The 12444-nt window shown below is 52.4% G+C and carries 14 protein-coding genes; 5 read left to right on the plus strand and 9 right to left on the minus strand.

Annotation, left to right across the window (positions count from 1 at the left end):
- The first annotated feature begins 361 nt into the window (after positions 1-361).
- Positions 362-586 (plus strand): DUF2594 family protein, encoded by a 225-nt coding sequence (locus L383_RS13860; protein ID WP_014832453.1) that lies wholly within the window; start codon positions 362-364, stop codon positions 584-586.
- Positions 587-652: 66 nt separating this feature from the next.
- Here the strand turns inward: L383_RS13860 and sdiA are convergent, their stop codons facing one another.
- From sdiA to L383_RS13820, 8 genes are all read right to left on the minus strand, one after another.
- The gene (gene sdiA, locus L383_RS13855) at positions 653-1375 is read right to left on the minus strand and encodes a transcriptional regulator SdiA (protein ID WP_014884378.1); all 723 of its coding nucleotides are present in this window, start codon (positions 1373-1375) and stop codon (positions 653-655) included.
- A 221-nt stretch (positions 1376-1596) separates the two neighbouring features.
- Positions 1597-2349 carry an L-cystine ABC transporter ATP-binding protein TcyN gene (gene tcyN, locus L383_RS13850; RefSeq protein ID WP_014884379.1) on the minus strand — a complete coding sequence of 251 codons (753 nt, stop codon included), beginning with the start codon at positions 2347-2349 and terminating at the stop codon, positions 1597-1599.
- Complete coding sequence (gene tcyL, locus L383_RS13845; protein WP_014884380.1) at positions 2346-3014, minus strand: cystine ABC transporter permease; 669 nt, start codon at positions 3012-3014, stop codon at positions 2346-2348. The genes tcyN and tcyL overlap by 4 nt, the downstream gene beginning before the upstream one ends.
- Before the next feature lie 21 nt (positions 3015-3035).
- On the minus strand, positions 3036-4022 hold the full coding sequence (dcyD, locus tag L383_RS13840; RefSeq protein ID WP_023330807.1) for a D-cysteine desulfhydrase: 987 nt from the start codon (positions 4020-4022) through the stop codon (positions 3036-3038).
- A gap of 107 nt (positions 4023-4129) precedes the next feature.
- On the minus strand, positions 4130-4930 hold the full coding sequence (tcyJ, locus tag L383_RS13835; RefSeq protein ID WP_032629093.1) for a cystine ABC transporter substrate-binding protein: 801 nt from the start codon (positions 4928-4930) through the stop codon (positions 4130-4132).
- Positions 4931-5016: 86 nt separating this feature from the next.
- Entirely contained in the window at positions 5017-5568 is a 552-nt protein-coding gene (gene fliZ, locus L383_RS13830) for a flagella biosynthesis regulatory protein FliZ (protein WP_014884383.1), read from the minus strand.
- A gap of 54 nt (positions 5569-5622) precedes the next feature.
- Positions 5623-6342, minus strand: coding sequence for an RNA polymerase sigma factor FliA (locus L383_RS13825; RefSeq protein ID WP_014170714.1), 720 nt, complete (start codon positions 6340-6342; stop codon positions 5623-5625).
- 163 nt (positions 6343-6505) lie between these two features.
- Positions 6506-7825: a FliC/FljB family flagellin gene (locus tag L383_RS13820; RefSeq protein WP_023330809.1), complete on the minus strand. Its 1320-nt coding sequence runs from the start codon at positions 7823-7825 to the stop codon at positions 6506-6508.
- A gap of 269 nt (positions 7826-8094) precedes the next feature.
- On the opposite strand from L383_RS13820, the gene fliD reads away from it, so the two are divergent.
- The 4 genes from fliD (at position 8095) to amyA (ending at position 11904) form a co-directional block, all read left to right on the plus strand.
- Entirely contained in the window at positions 8095-9507 is a 1413-nt protein-coding gene (gene fliD, locus L383_RS13815) for a flagellar filament capping protein FliD (protein WP_023330810.1), read from the plus strand.
- Between the two features lie 30 nt (positions 9508-9537).
- Complete coding sequence (gene fliS / locus L383_RS13810; RefSeq protein ID WP_014884387.1) at positions 9538-9948, plus strand: flagellar export chaperone FliS; 411 nt, start codon at positions 9538-9540, stop codon at positions 9946-9948.
- The gene (gene fliT / locus L383_RS13805) at positions 9948-10319 is read left to right on the plus strand and encodes a flagella biosynthesis regulatory protein FliT (RefSeq protein WP_014884388.1); all 372 of its coding nucleotides are present in this window, start codon (positions 9948-9950) and stop codon (positions 10317-10319) included. Before fliS ends, fliT begins: the two co-directional genes overlap by 1 nt.
- A 97-nt stretch (positions 10320-10416) precedes the next feature.
- The gene (amyA, locus tag L383_RS13800; RefSeq protein ID WP_023330811.1) at positions 10417-11904 is read left to right on the plus strand and encodes an alpha-amylase; all 1488 of its coding nucleotides are present in this window, start codon (positions 10417-10419) and stop codon (positions 11902-11904) included.
- Between the two features lie 93 nt (positions 11905-11997).
- Here amyA and yedD read toward each other — a convergent pair whose 3' ends face one another.
- Positions 11998-12411, minus strand: coding sequence for a lipoprotein YedD (yedD, locus tag L383_RS13795; protein WP_014884390.1), 414 nt, complete (start codon positions 12409-12411; stop codon positions 11998-12000).
- Positions 12412-12444 lie beyond the last annotated feature (33 nt).

Raw genomic sequence — 12444 nt, forward strand, 5'->3', positions numbered from 1 at the left:
TTTGCTCTCGTTTTTGGAAATTAGCCTGTACAGTCCGTGGAAAGAGAGTCCTTGCCATCAGGGCTTTTGCGCTTTTTTTTAAGCATCCGTATTCAAAAAGTTACAAAAACCCTGCACCTTTTCCTCGGGGAAAACAGTTTTCAGATTTTTGTAACAATAATTAACGGTAAGCAAACCACTCATAAACAATTAATAGTCATACCAGGGCATCAGTCTACCGCCTGGCGGAGTTTACGCAAATAAACAGCGCAGTAAAAGTACGAAAAACAACCGCTGCATTTTTTGCTTCAGCTTGTGGTATACTCCGCCGCCTTGACTTTCGTCGTCGCGCTTTAGCGCCGTTTAATAATGAGGAAAATAAATGAGCACACCTGAATTTGCCACTGCGGAGAATAACCAGGAACTGGCACAGGAAGTAAACTGCCTGAAAGCACTGCTGACGCTGATGCTGCAGGCGATGGGCCAGGCTGATGCTGGTCGTGTGATCATTAAAATGGAAAAGCAAATCGCGCAGATGGAAGACCAGGCGGAATCGGCTGTATTTGCAAACACCGTTAAGCAAATTAAACAAGCGTACCGCCAGTAACAAAAAACGGCTGGATGCACTGCATTCAGCCGTCCGCTCGTCTGTCACGCAGAACGTACTCTCTAATCAGATCAGTCCCGTTGCCGCCGCGTAACAAGCAATCTGGGTTTTGTTGGGTGCATTGAATTTTTTCTGCATATTCTTCTGATGGAAGTTAACCGTATTCTCTGAAATGGAGAGAATGATCGCTATTTCCGCTGACGTCTTCCCTTCTGCAGTCCATTTCAGAATTTCCCGCTCACGCTTGCTGAATTTCATCTCTGGCGGCATCACCATCCCATCTTCAAAACGCAACAGCGTGGTTAATGCCATTTGCACCAGCATTTGCAACCGTAGTTCTATTTCTTCCTGTCTGTACGGCACATCCTGCACACTCGTACGGGAAACCGAGAGGAAACCGAGCGCGTGATTAGGCAGCATCAGACACTGCGTTATTCCCGTGCGTAAACCGTGATCCTGTGCGTTATGCCATAACTCCTGCGCATCCGCGAATAATGCATCCGTCCAGGGAAGATGACCCTGAATGAAATTCTCCGGCTTTAAAACCGGATCAATCGCGAAATAGTTCGCGGATTGATATTGCGCCATCCACTGCTTTGGATAAGTGGTTTGCAACGAGACCTTGGGCCGCGTAAATGGTACGGGATGGCGCACGCAGAGCGCGTAATAATCGAATTCGAGCGCCTGCGTTTGTCGCTGAAGTTCCTGATATACCTCGTCGGCACAGGTCAATTCCTGAAACCGGAGGAAGCAATCCCGTCGCCAGGTGAAAAAGTCTGAATCCTTCATACTTACTAAAAGAAGCCTCTGAAAAGATAATCATTATTATGGTGAATATAACCTAACACATAAAACTTATTTCTAACCACAAAATATCGGCAATAGCACAATTAACTTTACTATTGATAAGGCTTATCTGCGTAGGGTGGAATAAAAAAGCAGACGCCCGGGGCAACAGGGAGAATAATTTGCTCCAGAAAAGATTTCCGGAGCAAATAAGGACAAAAATGCTACTGCATGAGGAATTTTTCAAGGAACTGGCGGGTTCGCGGCTGTTGAGGATCCGCAAATAAACTTTTCGCCGGCCCCTGCTCCACAATCCGCCCCTGATCCATGAAAATGGCCCTGTCCGCCACGTCACGAGCAAAGCTCATTTCATGGGTCACGATGACCATCGTGCGCTTTTCCTGTGCCAGCTGGCGAATGGTATTCAGCACTTCGCCCACCAGCTCGGGGTCGAGCGCGGAGGTCGGTTCATCAAACAGGATCACGTCAGGGCGCATCGCCAGCGCACGCGCTATCGCCACGCGCTGCTGCTGGCCTCCTGACAGGCGGCGCGGATAGCTGGTCTCTTTACCTGCCAGCCCAACTTTAGCGAGCAGCTCGCGGGCACGCGCCGTCGCGTCCTCTTTTGGCTCACCTTTTACGATGACCGGCCCTTCAATAATGTTTTCCAGTACCGTGCGGTGCGGAAAAAGATTGAAGTTCTGGAACACAAAACCAACATGCTGACGCAGACGGCGAATTAATCCTTTCTGCTGGCTGATGGATTTACCGGTATCAATCGTAATCTCCCCGACCCGGATGGTGCCCCCTTCCGGCTGTTCAAGCAGGTTAATACTGCGCAGCAGCGTCGTTTTTCCCGACCCGCTCGGCCCGATAATCGCCACCACTTCGCCCTGCTCCACTTCCAGATCGATCCCGTGGAGCACCGTTTGACCATGGAATTTTTTCACCAGGTTTTTAACGTCGATAGCACTCATTTTGGATCACGCTCCTGGCGGTTAAGCTGGTTTTCAAAATAGTTTTGCAGAGCAGACAACACCGTTGCCATCACCCAGTAAATCAGCGAGGCAGCCAGATACATGGTGAAGACTTCAAGGGTGCGCGAGGTAATAAGCTGCGCCTGACGGAACAATTCAGGCACCTGAATCGTTGCGGCCAGGGAGGTATCTTTGACCAGGCTGATGAAGCTGTTGCTCAGCGGCGGAAGCGCCACACGCGCTGCCTGCGGCAAAATAGCGCGACGCAATGTTTGCCACGGCGTCATCCCGATACTGGCCGCCGCTTCCCACTGACCTTTATCAATGGACGAGATTGCCGCGCGCAGGGTTTCAGAGGTATAGGCCGCCGTATTGAGCGACAGGCCAATCATCGCCGCCGGGATCGGATCCAGCTCGATACCGAATTGCGGTAGACCGTAGTAGATCATAAAGAGCTGAGCAATAAGTGGCGTACCGCGAAACACGGAGATATAGAAGCGCGCCAGCCAGCGTACCGGCAGAATGGGCGACATACGCATTAAGGCCAGCACGAAGCCCAGCACGAGGCCGAAGAACATCCCGCCAATACTCAGCTGGAGCGTAAATACCGCACCTTTCAGCAGATACGGCAGGGAATCAATAACCAGTTGTATACTTTCTTGCATTATTATTTTTCGACCTGATTTTTAGACATGAGGATGATAAGCAAACAGCGCGGGCGCCCCGCCGGTGTGCACAAATAAAATCGGCCCTTCATCCTTAAAGCGTTTCTGCGTAATGCCATCTATAAGCCCGGCCATCGCTTTACCCGTATAGACCGGATCAAGCAGTATACCCTCAAGGCGCGCCAGCAGTTTAACCGCCTCCATCCCCTCTTCATTAGGCGTGCCGTAGCCCGGCGCAAAATAGTCATCCCAGAGCAGAATATCGGCTTTTGCCTTAAGCGCCAGCTGCTCTGCCACCGCCTGCTGTAACGTGACCACTTTCGGCTTCTGATCCGCAACGCTGCGGGACACCGTCACGCCTATCAGTTCCACCTCGGGCATCAGCTGCTCCAGCCCCACCGCCAGCCCGGCGTGCGTGCCCGCACTGCCAGACGCGACAACCACGGAGGAGAGGCTCACCGCCCCCTCACACTGCTGCGCGATCTCCAGCGCACTTTCCACATAACCCAGCGCGCCCAGCGCATTCGAACCGCCGACAGGGATAACATAAGGACGAAAACCCTGCGCTTCGAGGCGCGTAGCCAGTTCGTCGAGCTGGGCAGTCGGGTCGGTCAACGCATCGACCATCTCCACCTGCACATTAAACAGATCCAGCAGCAGACGATTACCGTTGGTGAGATAATTTTCTGCCCGCGTGCCAATCGGGTTTTCCAGCAGTGCCACGCAATGGAGACCAAGCTTCGCCGCGACTGCCGCCGTCTGACGAACGTGGTTGGACTGGATTGCCCCGGCGGTGATGAGCGTGTCCGCCCCTTCACGCAGAGCATCCGCGGCCAGAAACTCCAGCTTACGCAGCTTGTTGCCCCCCATCGCCATCGGCGTTACGTCATCGCGCTTAATGAAAATATCGCGTCCTACGTAATCAGAAAATCGCGGCAGATACTCCAGCGGAGTCGGCGCGCCGATAAACTCCAGGCGGGGAAAGCGCGTTAAATTCTGTAGTGACATGGGTTCTCCGGTAACTCAGACAAAATGTGATATTTTTCATTATGCACGCAGACGCGTAAGAAATAAAAAAGGCGCTTTTAAAAGCGCCTTTTTTTCACGTCAAAGACTTATTTGGTGACGTCTGCGCCGAACCACTTCTCGGAGAGCGCCTTCAGGCTGCCGTCTTTTTGCATATCAGCAATCGCAGCGTCGATCGCTTTCACCAGGTCTTCGTTACCTTTACGGACCGCAACACCGGATTCCTGACGAGAGAACGCATCACCGGCAACCGCCAGAGTGTTGTTGGTTTTCTTCACCAGATCCAGCGCGGCCAGGCGGTCAACCAGAATGGCGTCAATACGGCCTACGCGCAGATCCTGGTATTTCGTCGGGTCATCATCATAGGTACGGATGTCCACGCCCTGAACGTTCTGGCGCAGCCACTCTTCGTAGTTCGTGCCCAGACCGACACCCACTTTTTTACCTTTCAGGTCGGCCGCGGTTTTGATGGTGCCTTCGTTACCTTTCTTCACCAGCGCCTGAATACCGGACACGGTGTACGGCGTGGAGAAGTCATACTTCTTCTTACGCTCGTCAGAAATGGTCACCTGGTTAATCACCACGTCAATGCGTTTGGAATCCAGCGATGCCAGCATACCGTCCCATTTGGTCGGTTTCAGGGAGGCTTTCACGCCGAGGTGTTTTGCCAGTTCTTCGGCAAATTCCACTTCAAAACCGGTCAGTTTGCCGTCGTCGCCCTGGAAGCTGAACGGAGGATAGGTTCCTTCCAGCCCAACCAGCAGCGTTCCGCGCTCTTTTACTTTGTTCAGCAGATTTTCTGCAGCGAACGTTTTCACGCTCATACCCGCAACCAGCGCCACGGCCATAATGCCCATCAACGCCTGACGACCCAGAAGTGCTAATTTCATAAATACCCCGATAGCGTAGAATTTTTACGTAGTGTAGAGAAATCGCCTGCGACGTCAAAGGCGACTGCGCTACATCTTATTCTTTTTTAATATATATCAGAAGTTGTTCCGGCGTGGCCTTTCTGCTTCATCGCACCCGGCATTTGTACCTTATATTGCGCATACTTGCGCAGCGCAATACGGTAGTTGTTGGTGCTGGTGGCAGGCAGCCACGGCTCCAGATTCTCATCCAGATAACCGGTTTTTAGCAGATCGCGAGAGATGTTGTTAACGGTCAGATGCTGTCCAAGCCGGCGCAGGCGAACCACATATTCGCGCACGGTGCCGTGGCTCATCTCCGTTTGTTCAAACAGGAATTGTTTGAAGCCGATAATATCGAAGAAGTCGCTTTGCTCTTTGCAATGGAGATCGCCACAGAAACGGCAAAGCGCCACCCACTCTTTCTGCTCTTCGAGCCACGCCGCTTCGTCCATCAACGTGTCGAGGCGAGAGATCGCGATTTTATTCACGATCTCCCCACGGCGAACCAGCGTGATACGATCGAGTAGTTTCTTACAGTGGGCGCAATGCGTCTGGCTGTGTTTAAAGTCTTTCAGGTAGCGGCTTAAAGGCCGTCTTTTTGATTGCTGCACCGTCATGATAACTCCTGATTGTCAATACGTTGTGCGGCATTTTTCGGGTGAAAAAATCACCTATAACTTACCCAGCTTGGTTCGTAAGCGTTTAATGGCCTGGCTGTGCAACTGGCTCACCCGCGACTCCCCCACCTCCAGAACAGCGCCAATCTCTTTGAGATTAAGCTCTTCCTGATAATAAAGGGTCAACACCAGCTGTTCGCGTTCAGGCAGCGCTTCAATCGCTTCCATTACGCGCTGGCGTAAATTCCCTTCCATTAAATGGTGTAACGGGTTTTCCTGCTGGTGCTCATCCGTCACCAGCTCGATGCTATCGCCATGCTCTTCGCGCCACTCGTCATAAGAGAAGAGTTGGCTATTATTGGTATCGAGCAACATCTGACGATACTCTTCAACAGCAATGCCAAGACGTTCCGCCACTTCGGTTTCCGTTGCGTTGCGTCCCAGTTCCTGTTCCAGCTGCCCCATCGCATGCGCCACTTCGCGGGCGTTGCGGCGAACACTTCGCGGCACCCAGTCACGGCTGCGCAGTTCGTCCAGCATCGCACCACGAATACGCTGAACTGCGTAAGTCGTAAATGCCGTTCCTTGCAGAGCGTCGTATCGGTCAACTGCATTCAATAACCCGATACCGCCCGCCTGTAGCAGATCGTCAAGTTCCACGCTCGCCGGCAAGCGCACCTGGAGGCGCAATGCTTCGTGACGCACCAGCGGGACATAACGCTGCCACAGCGAGTGTTTATCCATTACACCTTCAGCGGTATAGAGTGAATTCACGATAAACAGCCCTGCGTTAATTGAGTTATCGGCATGATTATCCGATTCTGCAGGGGTTTCAATTGGGTGAATAGTGGGTGAAATGAGGGGTTATTTGGGGGGTTATGCGAATAGCGCTAAATAAAAAACCCCGCCGAAGCGGGGTTTGAGCATTATCAGGCGATTAGCCCTGCAGCAGAGACAGAACCTGCTGAGGAACCTGGTTAGCTTTGGACAGCACGGAGTTACCGGCCTGCTGGATGATCTGCGCTTTAGACATATTGGACACTTCGGTCGCATAGTCGGCGTCCTGAATACGGGACTGCGCTTCAGACAGGTTGGTGGTGGTGTTGTTCAGGTTGGTTACCGCAGAGCTCAGACGGTTCTGTACCGCACCCAGAGAAGAACGGAATTTATCAACAGACGCGATAGCTTTGTCCAGCAGAGCCAGTGGATCTGCAGTAGATGCACCAGCGAACTCGGCGGTCGCAGTTGTCCCACTCAACTGAAGCGGGGTAGCAGCAGAACCAGTTGCAACGTTAGTTGGGGTTGGGGTGCCTTTAGTTGTGCCAGAGGTGTTAACAATTGCATCTTTACCGTCACCAGTTGTACCAGCGAGGAAGTTTTTCCCCTGGATAGTAACGAAACCAACTGCATCGCCACTAGCGTTTGAAGCTACTTTGATGAACTGATCGCTGGTTGCGCCAGTTACACCATTATCGCTGTCATCATAAGTTACGGTAGTTTTGTTCAGAGCCACTGAACCATCGCTACCGACAGAAACAGAGTAATTATCAGAACCGGAAGATACAACATAGGTACCAGTCGAAGCACCTGCTTTCTGTACGTTGTGCAGCGTCAAGGAACTTGCATCAACTTTCAGTGCGGAAGCGACATCTGACAGATCAACTTTAGACATGGTGCCGCTAGCGTCACCGATCTGAGTAATCGAATCACCCAGCTCCAGCGCATTTTTGGATACGGAGAAGCCAGTCAGACCTAAAGTAGAAGAGTCAATCTTTTGCAGGTCGATAGAGATGGTCTGGCCGTCATTCGCGCCAACCTGAATCTTCATGGAGCCGTCTTTCGCCAGTACGTTCACGCCGTTGAACTGAGTCTGACCCGATACGCGGTCGATTTCGTCCAGACGGGATTTGATTTCGTCCTGGATTGAAGACAGGTCAGAATCGGAGTTAGTACCGGTGGTCGCCTGAACGGTCAGTTCACGAACACGCTGCAGGTTGTTGTTGATTTCAGACAGCGCGCCTTCAGTGGTCTGCGCCAGAGAGATACCGTCGTTAGCGTTACGTGCAGCCTGAGTCAGACCTTTGATGTTAGACGTGAAGCGGTTAGCGATAGCCTGGCCCGCAGCATCATCTTTAGCGCTGTTGATACGCAGACCAGAAGACAGACGCTCGATAGAAGAAGACAGAGCAGACTGGTTCTTGTTGATGTTGTTCTGAGTGATCAGCGAGAGGCTGTTGGTATTAATGACTTGTGCCATGATTTCGATTCCTGTTGTTCATCAAATCTGTTTGGTTAGATTTGGGTTTCCACCCTTCGGCTTCATCGCCGTCAAAGGTGTTATCGTCTGGTCCAAAACAACCTTTAGATTTTTTTTCAGGATCTCGATAATTTTTTTAGCCACGGAAATACTCTTCTCTATTACCGTTATTCCCGCCATTAAAAAAAAGAAATTAACCGTAAACTTTCCCCCATTAAGGCCGATAACCCCACTATTCGTTCTACGTGTCGATAGATTAAGGAATAAATATGGCAAGTATTTCATCATTGGGGATTGGTTCGGGTCTTCAGTTAGCAGACATTCTGGATAGTCTGACCAAGGCCGAAAAAGAGCAGCTGACACCGATTTCCAAACAACAGTCATCTTATACCGCCAAGCTGAGCGCTTACGGCACGTTGAAGAGTTCACTGGAAGCGTTTCAGACCGCCAACACCGCGCTGAATAAAGCCGACTTGTTTACGGCCACCAGCACGGCGAGCAGCACCACGGCATTCAGCGCCACCACCTCCGGCAGCGCGATTGCGGGTAAATACACCGTTAGCGTGTCGCAGCTGGCGCAGGCGCAAACGCTGACCACCAAAAATACCCAGGCGGATACTAAAACCGCTATCGCCACGACAGATAGCAAAATTACCTTTACTGCAGGCAACGGTAAAAAACCGGTGACGGTAGATATCAGCGCCGCCAACTCCTCGCTGAACGGCATTCGCGATGCAATTAACAAAGCTGACGCTGGCGTGACCGCCAGTATTATTAACGTCGGTAATGGTCAGTATCGTCTGTCCATCACCTCTACCGAAACCGGGGCGGACAACGCGGTCAGCATCAGCGTGAGCGGCGACAGCGCTCTGCAATCCTTTATGGGTTATAACGGCACCAGCACCGACGCCAGCAACGGGATGACGGAAAGCGTCACCGCGCAGAACGCGAAGCTGAAGGTGAACAACGTAGATATCGAAAACAGCAGCAACACCATCAGCGATGCGCTGGAAGATATCACCCTGAACCTGAACGATGTCACCACCGGCAACCAGACGCTGACGATCACCAAAGATACGTCGAAAGCGGAAACGGCAATGAAAGCCTGGGTGGATGCCTACAACACCCTTCAGGACAGCTTTGCAACATTAACCAAATATACGGCGGTGGATGCAGGTACAGATGCACAGGATGCCAGCAACGGTGCCCTGCTCGGTGACAGCACGCTGCGTACGATCCAGACCCAGCTGAAAACCATGCTGAGCAACACCGTCGGCGGCACCACCTATAAGACGCTGTCGTCACTGGGCATTACCTCAGACCCAAGCTCAGGCAAACTGGAGCTGGACAGCACGAAGCTGAAAAAAGCGCTAACTGATAACCCGACCGCCGTAAAAGATCTGGTTGTGGGCGACGGTAAAGCCACCGGTATCACCACCACCATGGCCACCAATCTGACTGACTGGCTCTCCAGCAAAGGGATTATCCAGGCGGCAAAAGATGGGGTCAGCAAAACGCTGAACAAGCTGACGGATCAATACAACTCAGTCAGCGATCGTATTGATGCTCGTGTGGCACAGTATAAAGCTCAGTTTACCCAGCTGGACGTACTGATGACCTCATTGAACAACACCAGTAGCTACCTGACGCAGCAGTTTGAAAATACGTCCAGCAACAAGTAGTAAACGCTAATCAGACCCGAGGGGGATAACATGTACGGCGCAAAAGGTACACAAGCCTACGCAAAAATAGAGGTTGAAAGCGCGGTGATGAGCGCCAGCCAGCAACAGCTGGTTATCATGCTATTTGATGGAGCCCTCAGCGCGCTGGTTCGCGCGCGTCTGTTCCTGCAAGACGGCAATATCCCGGCAAAGGGACTCGCGATTTCGAAAGCGATCAACATTATCGAGAACGGTCTGAAGGTCGGCCTGGTGGAAAGTAATGGTGATGAGCTCACACAAAACCTGATCGCCCTTTATGCCTATATGGTTCGTCGCCTCCTGCACGCCAATGTGAATAACGACGCCAGCGCCATCGAAGAGGTGGAAACATTGCTGCGCAATATCGCTGACGGGTGGAAGGAGGTTGCCGGTACCCCACAACTGATGCAGGACGCCGTCTAATGAGTAATGCACCGCAGCTCTATACCCTTTATCAGCAACTCCTTGAGCAGAGCCAGTTGATGTTGCGACTGGCCCGGCAGGGGCTATGGGATGATCTGATCATCTGTGAAACCGACTATGTTAATGCGGTGCACTCACTGGCTCGTCTCACTCAGGAAAGTGAACCTTCGATGCAGATTCAGGAGCAGCTTCGCCCGACGCTGCGGGTGATCCTGGACAACGAAGGCCAGGTAAAAACATTGCTGCAAGCCAGAATGGATGAGCTGGCGAAGCTGGTTGGGCAATCCTCCATCCAGAAAACCGTTCTCTCCACCTACGGTAATCAAGGCGGCCATGTCCTGGTTCCGCAAAGTAATAGCGATATCAGTTAGCCATTTTACTGGCGTACGAGCTTTAACCGTTTCGTACGCCAGCATTTCTGCCAAACCTGCGCCATACTTGAGTCTCGCGACCTCATGGAGATGGTGCATGCGCAACCCAACACTTTTACAATGTTTTCACTGGTATTACCCTGCTGGCGGTGAATTGTGGCGCGAAGTCACGGCGTTAGCCCCTAATCTTAATGAAATCGGCATCAATATGATCTGGCTTCCCCCCGCGTATAAAGGTGCGTCCGGCGGGTATTCGGTTGGCTATGACTCATACGATCTGTTCGATCTCGGCGAATTTGACCAGAAAGGCAGTATCGCCACGAAATACGGTGACAAAGCGCAGCTGCTGGAGGCCATAGAGGCGCTGAAAAGCAATGATATCGCCGTGCTGCTGGACGTCGTGGTGAACCACAAGATGGGGGCAGACGAGAAAGAACCTGTCCGCGTTCAGCGCGTGAACGAGCAAGACCGCACGCAAATTGATGATGAAATCATTGAGTGTGAAGCCTGGACCCGCTACACCTTCCCTGCCCGTGCCGGGCAATATTCCCAATTCGTCTGGGATTACAAATGCTTCAGCGGCGTGGACCATATTGAAAACCCGGATCAAGACGGCATTTTTAAAATCGTCAACGACTACACCGGCGAAGGCTGGAACGATCAGGTTGATGATGAGATGGGTAACTTCGATTATCTGATGGGCGAGAATATTGATTTTCGCAATCACGCGGTCACCGAAGAGATCAAATACTGGGCCCGCTGGGTCATGGAACAGACGGGCTGCAACGGTTTTCGTCTGGATGCCGTCAAGCATATTCCCGCCTGGTTTTATAAAGAGTGGATTGAGCACGTCCAGGACGTCGCTGACCAGCCGCTGTTTATTGTGGCGGAATACTGGTCCCATGAGGTGGATAAGCTGCAGGCCTATATTGACCAGGTCGACGGTAAAACCATGCTCTTTGATGCTCCCCTGCAGATGAAATTCCACGAAGCGTCTCGTCAGGGACGGGATTATGACATGAGCCAGATCTTCACCGGTACGCTGGTGGAGGCGGATCCGTTCCATGCGGTCACTCTCGTCGCTAACCACGACACCCAACCTTTGCAGGCGCTGGAAGCACCGGTAGAAGCCTGGTTTAAACCGCTGGCATATGCGTTGATCCTGCTGCGGGAAAACGGCGTGCCGAGCGTGTTTTATCCGGATCTCTTCGGGGCGAGCTATGACGATACGGGTGGAGATGGCGAGACCTACCACATCGACATGCCGGTCATTGAGCAGCTTCACGAACTGATCCTCGCCCGGCAGCGTTTTGCCCACGGCGTGCAGACCCTGTTTTTTGACCATCCTAACTGCATCGCCTTCAGCCGCAGCGGTACGGAAGACGATCCCGGCTGTGTGGTAGTGATGTCGAACGGCGACGACGGCGAGAAAGTGATTTGCCTTGGGGAAAATTACGGCGACAAAACGTGGCGTGATTTCCTCGGCAATCGCGAAGAAACGGTCACCACCGCGGCAGATGGCGAAGGCACCTTTACCTGTAATGGAGGGAGTGTCAGCGTTTGGGTAATAGAAGATGCGCTGTAGAAACAATGCCGGGTGGCGCTGACGCTTACCCGGCCTACGGGACGGTACTTTTGTAGGCCGGGCCAGGCGAAGCTGCCACCCGGCAACAAACGGCTACGGTAGTTTACTCTCCAGCGGGTTTTTGCTCAGGTAATCAGTACATTCCACCGTTGGGCGGTCAACCTTCTGCAACTCCATCCCGTCATACTCAAGCGTCGCGCCATCGCGCTCCAGCGGATAGATATCCAGCTTGCGGGTAACGTTGTAGTAGCTGTCTGAACGCAGCATGATTTTACCCGGCACGGCAATCACACGCTGCCACTGGCGGCAGTCCAGCGTATCGCCCTCTTCGGTCACCACCAGCGTGGCAATCGCTTCAGGACTGACCAGGCTACTCTGCGGTCCTTTTGACTGCCAGTATCCCGCCAGATGCGCCGGGACAGGATGCTTAATCACATCCTGATAGTTATCGACCTGTACGCACCCGGTCAGTGCCAGCAGCGCGCCAGCAATTGCTATTTTTTTCATCATCTTTCCTGCTTTCGAAGAAAAAAATATTGT

The sequence above is a fragment of the Enterobacter sp. MGH 37 genome (assembly GCF_000534515.1).
Lineage (GTDB): Bacteria > Pseudomonadota > Gammaproteobacteria > Enterobacterales > Enterobacteriaceae > Enterobacter > Enterobacter kobei.

Coding starts and splice junctions, on each gene's coding strand:
- L383_RS13860 (WP_014832453.1), top strand. CDS start 362: ATGAGCACACCTGAATTTGCCACTGCGGAGAATAACCAGGAACTGGCA.
- sdiA (WP_014884378.1), bottom strand. CDS start 1,375: ATGAAGGATTCAGACTTTTTCACCTGGCGACGGGATTGCTTCCTCCGG.
- tcyJ (WP_032629093.1), bottom strand. CDS start 4,930: ATGAAATTAGCACTTCTGGGTCGTCAGGCGTTGATGGGCATTATGGCC.
- fliS (WP_014884387.1), top strand. CDS start 9,538: ATGTACGGCGCAAAAGGTACACAAGCCTACGCAAAAATAGAGGTTGAA.
- fliT (WP_014884388.1), top strand. CDS start 9,948: ATGAGTAATGCACCGCAGCTCTATACCCTTTATCAGCAACTCCTTGAG.
- fliZ (WP_014884383.1), bottom strand. CDS start 5,568: ATGACGGTGCAGCAATCAAAAAGACGGCCTTTAAGCCGCTACCTGAAA.
- tcyL (WP_014884380.1), bottom strand. CDS start 3,014: ATGCAAGAAAGTATACAACTGGTTATTGATTCCCTGCCGTATCTGCTG.
- fliD (WP_023330810.1), top strand. CDS start 8,095: ATGGCAAGTATTTCATCATTGGGGATTGGTTCGGGTCTTCAGTTAGCA.
- yedD (WP_014884390.1), bottom strand. CDS start 12,411: ATGAAAAAAATAGCAATTGCTGGCGCGCTGCTGGCACTGACCGGGTGC.
- dcyD (WP_023330807.1), bottom strand. CDS start 4,022: ATGTCACTACAGAATTTAACGCGCTTTCCCCGCCTGGAGTTTATCGGC.
- L383_RS13820 (WP_023330809.1), bottom strand. CDS start 7,825: ATGGCACAAGTCATTAATACCAACAGCCTCTCGCTGATCACTCAGAAC.
- tcyN (WP_014884379.1), bottom strand. CDS start 2,349: ATGAGTGCTATCGACGTTAAAAACCTGGTGAAAAAATTCCATGGTCAA.
- amyA (WP_023330811.1), top strand. CDS start 10,417: ATGCGCAACCCAACACTTTTACAATGTTTTCACTGGTATTACCCTGCT.